At 62.3% G+C, this 17,040-nt stretch carries 13 protein-coding genes and 3 tRNA genes; 6 read left to right on the forward strand and 10 right to left on the reverse strand.

Going from position 1 to position 17,040, the window contains the following annotated elements; translation table 11 throughout:
- Positions 1-60: 60 nt before the first annotated feature.
- The 7 genes from queG to A9D60_RS13505 form a co-directional block, all read right to left on the reverse strand.
- Entirely contained in the window at positions 61-1,104 is a 1,044-nt protein-coding gene (gene queG / locus A9D60_RS13475; protein ID WP_065268076.1) for a tRNA epoxyqueuosine(34) reductase QueG, read from the reverse strand.
- Positions 1,105-1,172: 68 nt separating this feature from the next.
- Entirely contained in the window at positions 1,173-1,838 is a 666-nt protein-coding gene (gene fzlA / locus A9D60_RS13480; protein ID WP_019297524.1) for an FtsZ-binding protein FzlA, read from the reverse strand.
- Between the two features lie 66 nt (positions 1,839-1,904).
- Positions 1,905-2,642: a monofunctional biosynthetic peptidoglycan transglycosylase gene (mtgA, locus tag A9D60_RS13485; protein WP_065268077.1), complete on the reverse strand. Its 738-nt coding sequence runs from the start codon at positions 2,640-2,642 to the stop codon at positions 1,905-1,907.
- Positions 2,643-2,741: 99 nt separating this feature from the next.
- Positions 2,742-7,274, reverse strand: a complete 4,533-nt coding sequence (gene gltB, locus A9D60_RS13490) for a glutamate synthase large subunit (RefSeq protein WP_065268078.1) — start codon at positions 7,272-7,274, stop codon at positions 2,742-2,744.
- Positions 7,275-7,286: 12 nt separating this feature from the next.
- A complete protein-coding gene (locus tag A9D60_RS13495) occupies positions 7,287-8,063 on the reverse strand; it encodes a hypothetical protein (protein ID WP_254656695.1) in 777 nt (258 codons plus the stop codon).
- A 63-nt stretch (positions 8,064-8,126) separates the two neighbouring features.
- Complete coding sequence (locus A9D60_RS13500; protein ID WP_065268145.1) at positions 8,127-8,561, reverse strand: GFA family protein; 435 nt, start codon at positions 8,559-8,561, stop codon at positions 8,127-8,129.
- Between the two features lie 109 nt (positions 8,562-8,670).
- Positions 8,671-10,110 (reverse strand): NAD(P)-dependent oxidoreductase, encoded by a 1,440-nt coding sequence (locus A9D60_RS13505; RefSeq protein ID WP_065268080.1) that lies wholly within the window; start codon positions 10,108-10,110, stop codon positions 8,671-8,673.
- A gap of 242 nt (positions 10,111-10,352) precedes the next feature.
- On the opposite strand from A9D60_RS13505, the gene A9D60_RS13510 reads away from it, so the two are divergent.
- Complete coding sequence (locus A9D60_RS13510; protein WP_065268081.1) at positions 10,353-11,159, forward strand: undecaprenyl-diphosphate phosphatase; 807 nt, start codon at positions 10,353-10,355, stop codon at positions 11,157-11,159.
- A gap of 60 nt (positions 11,160-11,219) precedes the next feature.
- On the opposite strand, the gene A9D60_RS13515 is transcribed toward A9D60_RS13510, so the two are convergent.
- Positions 11,220-12,209 carry a complex I NDUFA9 subunit family protein gene (locus tag A9D60_RS13515; protein ID WP_065268146.1) on the reverse strand — a complete coding sequence of 330 codons (990 nt, stop codon included), beginning with the start codon at positions 12,207-12,209 and terminating at the stop codon, positions 11,220-11,222.
- Positions 12,210-12,457: 248 nt separating this feature from the next.
- On the opposite strand from A9D60_RS13515, the gene A9D60_RS13520 reads away from it, so the two are divergent.
- From A9D60_RS13520 to A9D60_RS13530, 3 genes are all read left to right on the forward strand, one after another.
- Positions 12,458-12,868, forward strand: coding sequence for a globin domain-containing protein (locus tag A9D60_RS13520; RefSeq protein ID WP_065268082.1), 411 nt, complete (start codon positions 12,458-12,460; stop codon positions 12,866-12,868).
- A gap of 97 nt (positions 12,869-12,965) precedes the next feature.
- A tRNA-Leu gene (locus A9D60_RS13525) sits at positions 12,966-13,052 on the forward strand.
- A 315-nt stretch (positions 13,053-13,367) separates the two neighbouring features.
- A tRNA-Thr gene (locus A9D60_RS13530) sits at positions 13,368-13,443 on the forward strand.
- A 473-nt stretch (positions 13,444-13,916) separates the two neighbouring features.
- On the opposite strand, the gene A9D60_RS13535 is transcribed toward A9D60_RS13530, so the two are convergent.
- Positions 13,917-13,993, reverse strand: a tRNA-Arg gene (locus tag A9D60_RS13535).
- Between the two features lie 145 nt (positions 13,994-14,138).
- On the opposite strand from A9D60_RS13535, the gene A9D60_RS13540 reads away from it, so the two are divergent.
- Together A9D60_RS13540 and A9D60_RS13545 are read left to right on the forward strand one after the other, a co-directional pair.
- A complete protein-coding gene (locus A9D60_RS13540) occupies positions 14,139-15,164 on the forward strand; it encodes a LacI family DNA-binding transcriptional regulator (protein ID WP_065268083.1) in 1,026 nt (341 codons plus the stop codon).
- Positions 15,164-16,366 (forward strand): winged helix-turn-helix domain-containing protein, encoded by a 1,203-nt coding sequence (locus A9D60_RS13545; RefSeq protein WP_065268084.1) that lies wholly within the window; start codon positions 15,164-15,166, stop codon positions 16,364-16,366. Before A9D60_RS13540 ends, A9D60_RS13545 begins: the two co-directional genes overlap by 1 nt.
- A 6-nt stretch (positions 16,367-16,372) precedes the next feature.
- Here the strand turns inward: A9D60_RS13545 and A9D60_RS13550 are convergent, their stop codons facing one another.
- Positions 16,373-16,834 carry an acyl-CoA thioesterase gene (locus A9D60_RS13550; protein ID WP_254656696.1) on the reverse strand — a complete coding sequence of 154 codons (462 nt, stop codon included), beginning with the start codon at positions 16,832-16,834 and terminating at the stop codon, positions 16,373-16,375.
- Positions 16,835-17,040: the final 206 nt, after the last annotated feature.

Raw genomic sequence — 17,040 nt, forward strand, 5'->3', positions numbered from 1 at the left:
CAAATTCTGTTCGCCGGACCGGGTGTAACGCCTATTTGCGGCCCGTCCATCCTGTTTGCGTCACGAAAGCCGTTGAACCGCCCAACGCGCCGCATCCGCCACCGCCGGATCCGGATCCTCCGCCAGCCCCTGCGCTACACCGCGCAGCTCCGCCAGGCCGGAATTGCCAACGGCATACAGCACATTGCGCACAAACCTATCGCGCCCGATGCGCTTGATCGGCGAGCCGGAGAACTTCTCCCGGAATGCCGCATCATCCAGCACCGCCAGCTCCGCCAGCTTCGGCGCCTTCAACTCCTCGCGTGCGGCATAGCGCATGTCGCTGGCCGCCACCGCAAACTTGTTCCAGGGGCAGGCTGCCAGGCAGTCGTCGCAGCCATAGATCCGGTTGCCCAGCTTGCCGCGCAGTTCTTCCTCGACCGGCCCCTTATGCTCGATGGTCAGGTAAGAGATGCAGCGCCGCGCATCCACTTGGTAGGGCGCCGGGAAAGCATCGGTCGGGCAGCTGTCCAGACAAGCCCGGCAAGACCCGCAACGATCCCGCTCTGCCGCATCTGCGGGTAGCTCCACTGTGGTGAAAACAGACCCTAAAAAGGCCCAATTCCCCCAATCCCGGCTCACCAGGTTGCTGTGCTTGCCCTGCCAGCCCAGTCCGGCCGCCATGCCCAGCGCCTTCTCCGGCACCGGCGCAGTATCGACAAAGACCTTCACCTCGCAGTCTTCCCCGACCTCGGCAATCAGCCAGCGCGCCAGCCGCTTCAGCCGTTTCTTGACCAGGTCGTGATAGTCCTTGTTGCGGGCATAGACAGACACCGCGCCGCGGTCCGCCTGCCCCACCACCGCCATCGGGTCTTCCTCAGGTGTGTAGCTTTCAGCCAGCATGATCACCGACCGCGCCTCCGGCCACAGCTGCGCCGGGTCGCCGCGCCAATGAGTGCGCTCCGCCATCCAGCCCATCTGCCCGTGATACCCGGCCTCAAGGAAGACCTGCAGCCGTCCAGGCACCTCTGGCACGTCCCAGGGCCGGCAGATACGGCAGGACACAAACCCCTCGGCCAGCGCCTGCGCCACCAGTTTTTCCTTGATGCCGGACCCGTCTTTCATCTTTGCCCAAACACTCCGGGGGAGCGGCCCATCGGGCCGCGGGGGCAGCGCCCCTCAACCGGTTGATATCAGAAATCCAGATCGGTGTAATGCGGCGGCGGCCGGAACCCCGGAACCTGATCCGCCAGGATCGACCGGAACGCAGGCCGCGACTTGATCTTGGCGTACCAGTCCTTGACCACCGCCGAGCGGTTCCAGTCCACATCCGAGATATAGTCCAGCGACGACAGATGCGCCGCCGCGGCAAAATCCGCCAGCGTCATCATATCCCCGGCCAGCCAGCGCCGGTGGTCCAGCAGCCAGGCCATGTAATCCAGGTGGTACTTGATCGCCTTGGCGCCGGCCTTGACGTTGCGGCTGTCGGGATACCCCTCGCCGGTGATCTTCTTGTTCACCCGCTCATACAGCAGCTTCGAGGTCACCTCATGGTGGAACTTGTCGTCAAACCAGCTCACAAGGCGGCGCACCTCGTAACGGCCCTCGGCATCCTTGGGCATCAGCGGCGGCTCAGGCCGGGTCTCCTCCAGGTATTCGCAGATCGCGGCGCTTTCGGCCATCATCTGCCCGTCCAGCCGGATCACCGGCACCTTGGCAGCCGGGTTGCGACGCAGAAAATCCGGATCCTGCTCCCAGTAGCGCTCCTCGACCAGTTCAACCTCGATCTTCTTCTCTGCCAGCGACAGCCGAACCTTGCGGCAATAGGGGGACAGGGGAACGTGGTACAGACGCGCCATGGCTACAGGGGATCTCCAGAAAACTTACAACAGTTGATTCAGCAATGCCTTGGGCGGGGCAAAGATTCAATCCTCGAAACAATCCGCCCGCCCGTCTGCGCGAATGGTGGCCGCCCCGTCCTGGATCCGCCGTGCCCGGCGCTGCACGAAGTTTGACGGTTTGCGCGCCGAACGCTCCTTGGGATTTGGCAGCACCGCGGCAATCAGCGCCGCCTGCCGGGCACTCAGCTGATCCGGCCCGACCCCGAAATATTTGCGCGCCGCCGCTTCGGCCCCGAACACGCCCTCATCCATTTCCGCCACGTTCAGGTAGACTTCCAGGATGCGCCGCTTGCTCCAGACAATCTCCACCACCGGGGTCAGCAGCGTCTCCAGCACCTTGCGCGGCCAGCTGCGGCCCTGCCACAAGAACACGTTTTTCACCACCTGCTGCGAAATGGTCGAGCCGCCGCGGGAACCGCCCGCCTCGATCGCCGCCTGAATGGCGCGGGCGTCAAACCCCCAGTGACGGCAGAACTGCGCATCCTCGGCCGCCACCACCGACCGCGCCAGCACTGGAGCCATTTCCTTCAGCGGCACCCACATCCGGTCCACTTCGCCCAGACGGCGCTGCTCGGCCCAGATGGTATGGGTGATCGGCGGGTTCACAACCGAGTAAAGCAGGATGAGCGCAAAGAACACCGCGGCAACCGCCAGCGCCCCCCGCAAAACCCAGCGCCGCAGCCAGCGCAACGGCTGAATCTTCAGCGCCGCCGTCTTCTTGCTGCTCTTGGCTTTCTTCTTTTTTGCAACTGCCTTCGCCATGCCCCTCTATAGGCCAGCATGCCCCCGGTAACCAACTGCCAAAAACAAAACCCCGCAAGCATTTGCCTGCGGGATTCTGAATTTCGTCTCTAACCGGGCTTATTCCGCCGGCACAGCCGCCTGCTCCTGCATCACAGGATGCGGCAGCTTGTCGAGCATCTCCTTCGGGCAGACCTGCAGGAAGTTCGCCTTCTCGATGTCCCAGTGCTGCAGAATCTCCGCGGCTTTGCGGCTGCCGGTTTCATCCAGATGGCGGGCAATCAGGCCCTTCAGCTCCGCTTCCCAGTGGGCAACGGTGACGGGGCAGGTGACAAGGGATTCCTTGTTCATCAAGTCCTCGGCTTTGCCTTCGGGATCAAAGAGATAGGCCATGCCGCCAGTCATCCCGGCGCCAAAGTTGGCACCAATCGAGCCAAGGATCACCGCAACGCCGCCGGTCATGTATTCGCAGCCATTGGACCCGCACCCCTCGATCACCACCTTGGCGCCGGAGTTGCGGACCGCAAAGCGCTCGCCTGCGCGGCCAGCCGCAAACAGGTAGCCATCGGTGGCGCCGTACAAAACGGTGTTGCCGATGATGGTGTTTTCAGACGCCACCAGCGGGCTCACCTGCGGCGGGCGCACCACGATGATGCCGCCCGAAAGGCCCTTGCCGACATAGTCGTTGGCATCGCCCGACACTTCCAGCTTCAGCCCCGGTGCCGCAAAGGCGCCCAGCGCCTGGCCGGCGGAACCCTGCAGCTTCACCGTCAGGTGATCCGGCTGGAACGAGTTCCGCATGCCGAAGTTGCGCACGATGTGGCTGGAGGTCCGGGTGCCCACGGTGCGGTGGGTGTTCTGGATCGCATAAGACAGCTGCATCTTCTCGCCATCCTGCAAGAAGCGGGCGGCATCGCGCACGATTTCCGCATCCAGCGTGTCCGGCACCGCATTGCGCTCGCGCTCACGGTTATAGACGATGTTGGCAGAGCCATCGACGGTGATCAGCAGCGGGTTCAGGTCCAGGTCGTCCAGATGGGCAGAACCGCGCGACACCTGCGCCAGCAGGTCGGCGCGGCCGATGACCTCATCCAGGCTGCGGGCGCCGATGGAAGCGAGGATTTCCCGCACTTCCTGGGCGTAGAAGGTGATCAGGTTCACCACCTTGTCCGCATTGCCGGTGAACTTGGCACGCAGGGATTCGTCCTGGGTGCAGACGCCCACCGGGCAGGTGTTGGATTGGCACTGGCGGACCATGATGCAGCCCATCGCGATCAGGGCCGCAGTGCCGATGCCGTATTCCTCGGCCCCCAGCATGGCCGCCATCACGATGTCGCGCCCGGTGCGCAGGCCGCCGTCGGTGCGCAGGGTCACCCGCTCGCGCAGGTTGTTCATCGCCAGCACCTGATGCGCCTCAGTCAGGCCCATCTCCCACGGCAGGCCGGCATATTTAATCGAGGTCGCCGGCGACGCCCCGGTGCCGCCGTTGTGGCCCGAGATCAGGATGATGTCGGCCTTCGCCTTGGCAACGCCTGCGGCGATGGTGCCAACGCCCGAAGACGCCACCAGCTTCACCGTCACCTTGCAGCGCGGGTTGATCTGCTTCAGGTCGTAGATCAGCTGCGCCAGATCCTCGATCGAGTAAATATCGTGGTGCGGCGGCGGCGAGATCAGGGTCACACCCTTGGTCGAGTGGCGCAGGCGGGCGATCAGGTCAGTGACCTTCATCCCCGGCAGCTGGCCGCCCTCGCCGGGCTTGGCGCCCTGGGCCACCTTGATTTCCAGCTCTTCGCACTGGTTCAGATATTCTGCGGTCACGCCAAAGCGGCCCGACGCCACCTGCTTGATCTTCGCAGACGGGTTGTCGCCGTTCGGCTCCGGCACAAAGTGTGCCGGATCTTCGCCGCCCTCGCCCGAATCCGACTTGGCGCCGATCCGGTTCATCGCCACGTTCAGCGTCTTATGCGCCTCGGGGCTCAGCGCGCCCAGCGACATGCCCGGCGTGACAAACCGTTTGCGGATCGAGGTGATCGATTCCACTTCCTCAATCGGCACCGCCTTGCCCAGCGGCTTGATCTGCAGCAGGTCGCGCAGGTGGATCGGCGGGTTCGACTGCATCTTCGCCGAATACTGCTTCCACAGCTCATATGAGGCTCTGTTACAGGCCATTTGCATCATGTGCATGCTGGTGGCTTCCCAGGCGTGGGTCTCACCCGACTTGCGCGCCTTGTAGAAACCGCCAATGGGCAGGATGCCTTCCGGCGCCTTCCAGGCCTTGGCGTGGATTTCCTCCGCCTTGGTCTGAATGCCGGTCACACCGATCCCCGAAATGCGCGAGGTCATGCCCGGGAAGTATTCCGCACACATGGCGCGGGACAGACCCACGGCTTCGAAGTTCAGACCGCCGCGGTAGGACGAAACAACCGAAATCCCCATCTTGGCCATGATCTTCAACAGGCCCTGGTCGATGGCTTCGCGGTAGCGCGCGACGTTCTCGGTCAGCGAGCCATCCAGCAGCCCGCGCTCAATGCGGTCCGCCAGCGAATCCTCGGCCAGATACGCGTTCACCACGGTGGCGCCGCAGCCGATCAGCACCGCAAAGTAATGCGGGTCGATGCATTCAGCAGACCGGACGTTCAGCGAGCAGAATGTACGCAGGCCTTTGCGGGTCAGATGCGAATGCACCGCCGAGGTCGCCAGGATCATCGGCATCGCAACCTTGTCCGCGCCGGAATGCTGGTCGGTCAGCACGATGTGGCCGGCACCCGAACGCACGGCTTCCTCAGCCTCCGCCCGGATCCGCGCCAGCGCCGCATTCAGCGAGCCGCGGCCCGGCGCAAAGGTGCAGTCGATCTCTGCCAGCGGCGCGTTGAACTGGTCCACCAGCTTGTCCCACTGGGCGTTGCCGACAAACGGGCTTTCCAGCACGATGATCTCAGTCTGGGAGCTGTCCTCGTCCAGCACGTTCTTCAGGTTGCCGAAGCGGGTCTTCAGCGACATCACCCGGAATTCCCGCAAGCTGTCGATCGGCGGGTTGGTCACCTGGCTGAAGTTCTGGCGGAAGAAATGGCTCAGCGGGCGGTACATCTTTGACAGCACCGCCGACGGGGTGTCGTCGCCCATCGAGGCCAGCGATTCCTTGCCGTCCTCGGCCATCGGCGCCAGGATCTGCTCCAGTTCCTCGATCGTGTAGCCTGCGGCCACCTGGCGGCGGCGCAGCTCCTCGCCGCTGAACAGCGGCTGTTCACTCACCTTGGCCAGGGTCGCGTCCAGATCGTTGATCCGCTTGACCCAGTCGCCGAACGGCAGCGCGCGCGCCAGCTTGTCCTTGATCTCGGTGTCGCGGAACAGCTTGCCCTTTTCCATGTCCACGGCCAGCATCTGGCCCGGGCCCAGGGCGCCCTTCTCGACCACCGATGCCTCGTCAATCGGCACCATGCCCGCCTCGGAGCCCGCAATCACCAGCCCGTCGCCGGTAACCACATAGCGCATCGGGCGCAGGCCGTTGCGGTCCAGGCCCGCGCAGACCCAGCGGCCGTCGGTCATTGCCAGCGCCGCGGGGCCGTCCCAGGGCTCCATCACGGAGTTGCAGTAGGAATACATGTCGCGCCAGGCCTGCGGCAGCTCCACCGCCTGCTTGGACCAGCTTTCCGGCACCAGCATGGTCTTTGCCATCGGCGCGGATCGGCCCGCGCGCACCAGAACCTCGAACACGCCGTCCAGCGCGGCAGAGTCGGAGGCACCGCCCGGCACGATCGGCTTAATGTCCTCGGCATAGTCGCCAAAAGTCGCCGACGCCATGCGGATCTCATGGCTCTTCATCCAGTTCAGGTTGCCCTTCAGCGTGTTGATCTCACCGTTGTGCGCCAGCATCCGGAACGGCTGCGCCAGCCACCACTGCGGGAAGGTGTTGGTCGAATAGCGCTGGTGATAGATCGCAAAGGCGCTCTCAAACCGCTCATCCATCAGGTCCGGGTAGAACACCGCAACCTGCTCTGCCAGCATCATCCCCTTGTAGATGATCGAGCGGCAGGACAGCGACGCAATGTAGAGGCCCGAGATTGCTGCCGCATTGGCCGCCTTCTCGATCCGGCGGCGGATCACATACAGCTCGCGCTCAAAGGTTTCCTCATCCACACCCTTGGCGTTGGAAATCAGGATCTGCTCAATCTCAGGGCGGGTCGCATTGGCCTTTTCACCCAGACAGGTCACATCGACCGGCACATGGCGCCAGCCATAGATGGAATAGCCCATGCGCAGAACTTCGGTCTCGACGATGGTCCGGCAGCGCTCCTGGGCGCCGAAATCGGTGCGCGGCAGGAACACCTGGCCCACCGCCATCAGCTCATCCTGGCGCGGCTCGTGGCCGGTGCGGCGGATCTGGTCATAGAAGAACGGAACCGGGATCTGCACATGGATGCCCGCGCCGTCGCCGGTCTTGCCGTCGGCATCCACCGCGCCGCGGTGCCAAATCGCCTTCAGCGCGTCGATGCCGGCCTCAACCACCTTGCGGCTTTTCTTGCCGTCAACCGAAACCACCAGGCCCACGCCGCAGGAAGAATGCTCTTCTTCCTCGGAATAGAGACCGTTTTCGGCCATCCACTTGCGCTTGTTTTCCTCGGCCTTGACCCATGCGGCATCAAAATTGGTCATGACGTTCTCCGATTAACTGATGGCGCAGCAGGCTGCTGCGGCCGGTTGTGTGTGCAGATCCAGGGCGCGTTCGCCCCAGGCGCGGGGCACCGCGCGGATCCGTTGCATTAGGGTTTTCACGCGGTCCTGATCGTCCTGCCAGACGGCGCCGATCACCGGGTAAAGGATGCCCGCGTCGCGCAGCGGGTCGATGACATCGTGGCTGTCGCGGTCAGCCAGATAATGATGGATGCCCGGCCCCTGCGGGAAGGATTGCCAGTGCAGCGCATCCTCGGCGTTGTTGCGGCCATGCAGCAGGGTGTACTGCACCTCCCCGCCCATCGCCTGATCCAGCGCGGGGCGGCTGAAATCCGTGATCCGGCTGCGCGCCCCGATCCATCGGCGGTCCGCCGGAAACGTCTCCGGGCGTGGACAGTATTGCGGCGCCAGCGCCAGCGCGCGGCCCGCGCCCAGCTCCGCGGCATAAGACAGCGCACCATAGCCGCCCATCGACACCCCGACCGTCATCAGCCGGCGCAAACCGTGGTGCTGAACATAGCCGGACACGGCCCGAAGGATCGAAGCCGCAACGCCTGCCCCCTGGAACCATCCCTGGCGGCGGTCGGTGACAAAGATGCAATGGCGCGCGCCGCCGTCCGAGGCACTGGCCGCAAACTCCAGCAGTCCGCGCTTGGCAGCATTGGCGTGATAGCTGGTGAACACGATCATGCCGCCATCCCCGCGCCCTTCCAGCGCACGGATCTCCAGCACCGCGTCCGCGTGGAGGCGGCGGGATCTCAGGCGGAACATTGCCTGACGGAGGGATTTGCGGATCTTCATCGGCATGGCAATCAGCAGCGGGCCGGGCGGGCCTCAGGCCTCTCCTTCAGCGGTTTCGGCAAACATGGCGAGGCATTCTTCGCCGGTCATCCGCCGGTGTGCACCGGCAAAACCATAGCCTACGGGCTTTTCGTCGACGAAGAACTCCAGCTTCAGCGCAGCGCCGCCGGCGTTTTCAAACAGGCCCGCCGAAATCTGCGTGTGGCCATGCATCTTTCCAGGCGCCGTCATCCGGTACCACAGCACCGATCCGCACTCGCCGCAGAATGCCCGTTCCGCCCATTTCGAAGACTGGTAGGTCCGCACCGGACCCAGCGCCGCATAGCCGGTATCAGCCTGAAAGCTCAGGAACGGTCCGCTGGCCCAGCGCTGGCACATGTCGCAATGGCAGGCGGTCAGGGACGCCTGAACCGGCGTTGCGGTGACGCTGACCGCGCCGCACATGCACTGTCCCTGCAATTCGCTCATATCCATTGTCCTTCTGCTGGCTGGGTCAGCAATGCTGACCTTGCTGCGGCTCCTTCGCTGCTCCGCCGGTGCACAGGGGTTGCACAGACGGTGTACAGGGGGTGCCGGGTTATTCTGCCGCCACTGCGGCCTTGCTGTTGAAGTTGTCGAGAATCGCCTCGGCGCAGTCGCGGCCGTCCTTGATCGCCCAGACCACCAGCGAGGCACCACGCACAATGTCGCCCACCGCATAAACGCCGTCCAGTTCGGTCGCACCGGTCTTGAACGCGGCCTTGACGGTGCCCCAGCGGGTCACCGGCAGCTCCGGCTGGTTCCACAGAGCGGGCAGTTCTTCCGGCTCAAAGCCCAGGGCTTTGATGACCAGATCGGCCTCCTCGACATAATCCGCGCCTTCGATCACTTCCGGTGCCTGACGGCCCGACGCATCCGGCTGGCCCAGGCGCATTTTCTGCACCATTACGCCGGATACCTTGCCGCCCTCGTCCGTGAAACCCTTGGGTGCCGACAGCCATTCAAAGATCACGCCTTCTTCCTCGGCGTTCTGGGTCTCGCGCTGGGAGCCCGGCATGTTGGCCCGGTCCCGGCGGTAGAGGCATTTGACCGATGTAGCGCCCTGGCGGATCGAGGTGCGCACGCAGTCCATCGCGGTATCACCGCCGCCGATAACCACGACCTTTTTGCCCTCAGCATTCAGGCTGCCGTTGTCGAACTCCGCAACTTCGTCGCCAAAGCTCTTCTTGTTGGAGGCACACAGGAAGTCGATCGCCTTGACGATGCCTTCCGAGCCGCTGCCCGGCATCGCCAGATCGCGCGATTTATAGACGCCGGTGGCGATGATCACCGCGTCATGCTTTTTGCGGATTTCTTCGAACGAGATGTCCTCGCCGACGTTGCAGTTCAGCACAAAGGTCACACCGCCGTCCGCCAGCAGCTTGTTGCGGCGCTCGACCACATCCTTTTCCAGCTTGAAGCTGGGGATACCGTACATCAGCAGACCGCCGGCGCGGTCATAGCGGTCATAGACCGTGACCTGCACGCCGGACTTGCGCAGCATGTCCGCTGCCGCCAGGCCGCCGGGGCCGGCGCCGATGATGCCGACGCTCTCGCTGCGCTCGGCCAGCGGCGCGGCGGGCTTCACCCAGCCGTTTTCCCAGGCGGTGTCGGTGATGTATTTCTCGACAGAGCCGATGGTCACGGTGCCGTGGCCGGACTGTTCGATCACACAGTTGCCTTCGCACAGGCGGTCCTGCGGGCAAATGCGGCCGCAGATTTCCGGGAAGGTGTTGGTGGCCTGGCTGGTGGCATAGGCCTCTTCCAGGCGACCGGTCGCAGTCAGGCGCAGCCAGTCGGGGATGTTGTTATGCAGCGGGCAGTGGCTCTGGCAATAGGGCACACCGCACTGGCTGCAGCGGCTGGCCTGTTCCTCCGCCTTGGCAGCAGCGTACTCCGCGTAAATCTCATTGAAGTCTTCCTTGCGTACACTCGCGTCACGCTTTTGAGGCATGTCGCGTTCGATCTGCACAAATTTCAGCATCGGTTGCTTGGCCACGGGCTGGACTCCATCGTTTGTCTGGCTGCGCAGGCACCCTTGCAGGTACGGTTGCGCTATTATGTCAACTTTGCTGACCTATTTTGCCAGCGCTTTTCTTCTGATATCGTGTTTGATGGAAATGTACAGAATTTTTAGGTCCACAACGGACCTTAATAATGACTTTCCAATCCAGAGCCGGGATTTATACAGAGTCGCGACAGTTTACGGCCCGTCCGCGGCCCTTGAGGAATGATTTCAGCATGCCGCTTTTTCAGCTGATCCTTGTTGCGTTGATCCAGGGCATCACCGAATTCCTGCCAGTTTCCTCCTCCGGCCACCTGATTCTGCTGCCGGGCCTCACCGGGCTGGAGGATCAGGGCCAGGTGATCGACGTCGCCGTGCATGTCGGCACCCTGGCGGCTGTGATGATCTATTTCTGGGGCGATGTGCGCGAGGGGCTGATCGGCCTGCCCCGCGCCCTGACCGGCCGAATGGACACGCCCGGCGCGCGGCTGGCCCTGGGCCTGATCGTGGCCACCATTCCCACCGTCCTGTTCGGCGCCCTGTTGCACTTCACCGGCCTCAGCGATGCCTTGCGGTCGATCACCGTGATCGGCTGGACCATGCTCGGCTTCGGGCTGGTGCTCTACTGGGCCGACCAGAAAGGCTCCGAAGCGAAACAGGCCGGCGACTGGGGTCTGCGCGATGCGCTGATCATGGGGCTGTGGCAGATGCTGGCGCTGATCCCCGGCACCTCGCGGTCCGGCATTACCATCACCGGCGCGCGGCAGCTGGGCTACACCCGCGAAGACGGCGCCCGCATTGCTATGCTGATGTCGATCCCGACCATCATCGCCTCCGGCCTGCTGCTGGGAACCGAAGTGGCGCTGGAGGCCAATACAGCGCTGCTGCGCGATGCCGGGATCGCTGCCCTCTTGGCAATGTTATCGGCGCTGGCCGCACTCAGCCTGATGATGCGGCTGCTGCGCTCCGTCAGCTTCACGCCTTATGTGATCTACCGCGTGATCCTGGGCCTGGTGCTGCTGACCATCGCCTACACCAGCTGAGGCGCAAAGAAAAAGCGCGGGACAATCCCCGCGCTCTCAAACCTTGAAAATCTCTGCAGATCAGGCGCCGTTGCGCAGATTGCGGGCAGAACCTGTCATCTCGTCATACTGGCCAGAGGGGCGGAACTTCCACAGGTAGTCCGGCAGCACGGAGCCAACCGTCACCGGGTCAATGCCCAGATCCGCAAACCCCTTGGCGCCGTCAGACACCACATTGTCCGATTTCAGGCTTTTCAGCTGGTCGCGGGTCAGCATCTTGTTCTCGATCAGCTGGAAGCTGACGAACTGAAGCACGTCAAAGCCAAACGCCACCAGCTTGGCCGCAAAGCCCGGCAGAGAGATGATGACGCGGCGGCGGTGAATCACCTCCAGCATCTGTTCCATCAGCGCGCGGAAGGTTTTGACTTCCGGTCCGCCCAGCTCATAGACGCCGCCCTCAGCCTCACCCAGCGCACCTTTGACCGCAGCCTTGGCCACATCATCCGCAAACACCGGCTGGAATTTTGTACCGCCAGCCGCAATCGGCAGGAAGGGCGACAAACGCGTCATGCCGGCAAAGCGGTTGAAGAAGCCGTCCTCGGCCCCGAAGATCACCGAGGGGCGCAGGATCACAGCGCCCGGGAAATGCTGAAGAACAGCAGCCTCGCCTGCGGCCTTGGTTCGAGAATATTCGCTGGCGGCATCCGCATCGGCGCCAATCGCAGAGATATGCACCAGATCGGCAACACCCTGCTGCGACGCGATGCGGGCAATGCGGCCTGCGCCCTCGGCGTGAATGGCGCCGAAGGTGTTCTTGCCCAGCTCATTCAGCACGCCGACACAGTTCACAACTGCATCCGCCCCCTGCATCACCGATGCGACCGACATGTCATCACGGACGTTGCAGAACACCGGCTCCACCTGGCCCGGCACGCCGTAGGGTTTCACATGCATGGCTTCATTTGGCCTGCGCACGGCAACCCGCACCCGCCAGCCTTCCTTGGCCATGCGCCGCGCGATGTAGCGGCCCACGAAACCGGATCCGCCATAGATCGTGACCAGTTTGGACATCATTTGGCTCCTGAACTTAGCTGCCCCTATGCTGTAGCGCCGCAGAAGGCGCCGAACAAGGCGCAAAACGTGGGAATACGGTCACTGTGACGGCGGAAAACGCGTGAAACACCGGTCCTTCCCTGCAATTGCAGCGAATTGGTTAACCCGGCCTTCAGTCCTGCCAGGTAGAAGGAAAATGCTGCAGTAAAATCACATGTTTCTGCGGTTGTTACTGGTGCAGGCAGTTGTTCAGGAGGCCAATCACAATGACGGACGAAGACAGCAAGGACCTGATCCGCAAAAGCATCGAAAACGAGAAGATGGATCTCGACGCATTTGTTCCGGCTTTCTACGCCAAATTCTTTGCCGCCTGCCCGGACATACGCGGTCTGTTTCCAGAGGATCTGACCCAGCAGGAAGAAAAGCTCCTGGCGTCACTGACCCATATTGCAGAAGCACTGGACGATTCCGAACGGCTGGATGCGATCCTGAAGCTGCAGGGCGAAAAGCATCGTAAGCTGGAGGTGTCAGATGACCATTTCGATGGCTTCATCAACAGTTTCACTGGTGCGCTGTCAGACACGCTTGGGCCGGATTGGAACCGCGAAACACATAAGGCATGGGCCGGTTTCCTGACCGAAGTGGCCGTAAAGATGAACTTTATGACGCGGATCTGAGAGCGGGTCGGCTGCATTTTTGCCTTCCGCAACATTCAGCCTGTTTTCCGTTTGACGCTGCCTGCGACTCCGCTTATACGCCGGTTCCACGACACCTGCCCAGGTGGCGGAATTGGTAGACGCGCTAGCTTCAGGTGCTAGTGTCCGTATGGACGTGGAGGTTCGAGTCCTCTCCTGGGCACCATTCCCCCTTTGTGAAATACGTTAGAGCTGCAGCGTCGAGACTGCACACGCCTGAGCGCATGGGCTTGTGCCGTGCCCGACAGATCCAAAAACCGCGATCTGGCTTCATGATGCCTACTTGCGCAAGTTTTTCTCTATGGTTAAAGGGTCGGCACCAACCGCCGCCTCTGGCCGGTACTGGTGACGCTGAAGCCCGGCTGATGAATCGCCCTTAACGCAAACAGCGGATTCAACCGCAATTGACGTTTGGTGCCAACGGGTTAATTTTGGCGCACAGCAGCTGCCAGGGCCATAGCAAGGCTGCGGAAAGAAGAATGCCGGTGTAGCTCAGCTGGTAGAGCACGTCATTCGTAATGATGGGGTCGTAGGTTCGAGTCCTATCACCGGCACCATTCTTCTTCATCACTCTCTGGAAATTTGATTCCGGACTCAACAGGGTTGGCATTTCCATAGGGTGACGATTGCCAATCCGGTTTCCGGATACCTGGGCTTGGCCGCGGACAGGATTGACAGTATGAGCCGCCGCTCAGGTGCAGCCAGCATAGCATAATCGGCCGGCACCGGCTGGAACCGAATTTTTCTGAACTCTGAAACCAGAGCATCACTGAGTTGGATACAGGACTGCTGCCGAAGCGCCAGTGCGGCCACTTTGCGGCGGCTTGCCGAGCCAGGAACACATTTTGCGTCGCAGCCAGAACCTGAGGCTTGCGGCATGTGCGAAAGCCAGCAGGCTTTCGCGGCTGCCCGGGCAGCGGACATCACGTAACGGGCAAGAAGCAGGATGCCATCATTCGGATGTGCGGAGTGCAATTCGGCCACCCCAAAAACATATAATTATCAAATACTTATCTGTGCATCGTGCATGTGGCGACCCCGGCAGGATTCGAACCTGCAACCTGCCCCTTAGGAGGGGGCTGCTCTATCCAGTTGAGCCACGGGGCCGTAGGCTTTCGCGATACCAAATCCGTCCAGCAATCACAATGGGATGGGCCTCGGCGAAAGCCGTTTTGCCGCGCGCAGTTTCCATTGTGCAGCACGCGATGTCTGCGCTAACGTTGCAGACAGACATAACAAGAGGCTCAGGAACGTGACCACGGACAGCAAGCGCCCGCTTACCCTTCGCGATGTATCCGAAGCAACCGGTGTTTCCGAAATGACCGTAAGCCGGGTTCTGCGCAACCGGGGCGACGTCTCGGAAAAAACCCGTTCCAAGGTGCTGAGTGCTGCCAAGGAACTGGGCTACGTGCCGAACAAGATTGCCGGTGCGCTGGCGTCAAACCGGGTGAACCTAGTGGCGGTGATCATCCCGTCGCTGTCGAACATGGTTTTTCCTGAGGTGCTGACAGGCATCAACAAAGTTCTGGAGAATACCGAGCTTCAACCAGTTGTGGGCGTGACGGACTACCAGCCTGAAAAGGAAGAGAAGGTTCTGTACGAGATGCTCTCCTGGCGGCCGTCAGGTGTGATTATCGCAGGCCTGGAACACACGGATGCTGCCCGCGCCATGCTGAGCAGCGCAGGCATTCCCGTTGTGGAAATCATGGACACCGACGGCAAGCCGGTGGACGCAATGGTCGGTATCTCTCACCGCCGTGCTGGCCGCGAGATGGCCAAAGCGATCCTCAAGGCAGGCTACCGCCATATCGGCTTCATGGGCACCAAGATGCCGCTGGACCACCGCGCACGCAAACGGTTCGAAGGGTTTACCGAGGTGCTGGCTAAGGAAGGCGTGGAGATCGAAGACCGGGAATTCTATTCCGGCGGCTCTGCGCTTGCCAAGGGGTGGGAGATGACCCAGGCAATGCTGGAACGTTCACCGGAACTGGACTTTCTGTATTATTCCAACGACATGATAGGCGCCGGCGGCTTGCTGTACCTGCAAGAGCAAGGTGTCAGCATCCCCGGCCAGATCGGCCTTGCAGGTTTCAACGGCGTGGAACTCTTGCAGGGGCTGCCCAGGCAGCTTGCCACCATGGATGCATGCAGGCTGGAGATCGGGCGCAAGGCGGCGGAAATCATTGCAGCCCAGCTGGAAGATCCTGACGCTGACATTGAGAAAAATGTCACTCTGACTCCGACCATTTCTTATGGCGACACGCTGAAACGGCGCTGATGGCGCTTCAACGGCTTGGCAATCAAGAGGCACAGCGGCTGTTCCTGGACCGCCATGCGCTGCTGGAACAGCCCGCAGGTGCCGCCAAAGGCGCCGATCTGCTGGCGCTGATCCATCGGCTTGGGTTTGTGCAGCTTGATAGCATCAACACCGTGGCACGCGCCCATGACATGATTCTCTTTTCGCGCCGGCCAAGCTACCGGGCAAAGAACCTCAAGCGGCTTTACGAGCGCGACCGGGAGCTGTTTGAGCACTGGACCCATGACGCTGCCGTGATCCCGATGGCCTTTTACAACCATTGGCACCTGAGGTTTCAGCGCGACACCGAACTGCTGCGAAAGCGCTGGCGCAACTGGCGCCGCGACGGGTTTGAGGCGCGGTTCGAAACCGTTCTGAACCACGTTCGGGACCACGGGCCGGTCAGCTCCTCTGATGTGGGCAAGGACGAGAAGAAAGGATCAGGCGGCTGGTGGGACTGGCATCCGTCCAAGACAGCGCTGGAGTACCTGTGGCGATCCGGCGCGCTGACCGTGGTCGGGCGCGACGGATTTCAGAAGCGCTATGACCTGACTGAGAGAGTTATCGAGGAACACCTGCGCCCCGGCGCTTACTGCGACGAGACCGCAACAATCAACTGGCTTTGCTCCGCGGCATTAGACCGGCTGGGCTTTGCCACCTCCGGTGAACTCGCCGCCTTCTGGGACACGGCTTCGCCAGCGGAAGCCAAATCTTGGTGCGCCGGGCAGTTGCGCCAGGGCGAGCTGGAAGAAGTTGAAGTAACGCAAGCAGACGGCCAGCTGCGCAAAGTATTCGCCCGTCCGGGAACGGTAGAGGCCGCCACGGAACTTGGCCCTGCTCCCGGGCGGATGCGGGTGCTCAGCCCGTTCGATCCCGCCCTGCGCGACCGCAAGCGGGCTGAAAGGCTGTTTGGCTTCCACTACCGGATCGAGGTATTCACTCCTGCCGCCAAGCGGCAGTACGGATACTACGTCTTTCCGCTTATGGAAGGCGCGCGCCTGGCGGGCCGCATTGACATGAAGGCGGACCGCGACGCGGATCTCCTGCGCGTGACTGCGGTCTGGCCGGAACAGGATATCAAATGGACAGCTGCCCGCACCAGACGGCTGGAAGCCGAGCTGGAGCGGGTTGCCCGTTTTGCGGGCGTTGGCCAAGTGCGTTTTTCAGACGGCTGGTTGCGCTGATCCGCTTTACTCCGGCCTCAACTGCGCCTCGATAACCTGACGGTAATCCTCCGGCGCGGGCCTAGCGGTGAAGGTTTCCGGTGCAATGAAAACGCAGACGAACCTCCCCTCGAAACACAGCTTGCCGTCCTGCCGCGCGTTCACCCTGAAAGTGACCGACTTGCTGCCCAGCGCCGAGGGCCAAACTTCGCATAGCAACCGGTGCCGCGGCGTGACCGGAGACCGGAAGTCGATGCTCATGTGCACAAACGGAGTGCCGGTGCCCCGATCCAGTTCCATCTGGTACCAGCCGTCGCCATCCAGGTGATGCTCCCACCAGGCGTCGATTGCCTCCAGTGCAAAGGCCGGCAACCGCCCGGTATAGGCGATCCGCGCCGGGTCGCAATCGCCCCAGCCCACACGGATTTCATGGATGAAAGTGTCCTGCTCTGCCATTTTCCAGCGCCCTGCCTCTGCTTGCCCGCGCATGGTAGCGGCGCATGTCTGAGGTATCAAACCGCTATGGCAAGCGGAACCGCTGTGTCACGAACTGCCGCGCTTACGGGATAGAATAAGATCCGGCAGCACAAGTGCATCAATCAGCGCCTCGCACAGACCAACGCAGTTGCTGCAGCCCACACAGGGCCCTTGCAGCCCGGAAACCTCGGTGGCCAACGCCCTGACCTTGGTTGCTG

Origin of the sequence: Leisingera sp. JC1, from assembly GCF_001679925.1 — a bacterium.
Classification (GTDB): Bacteria; Pseudomonadota; Alphaproteobacteria; order Rhodobacterales; family Rhodobacteraceae; genus Leisingera.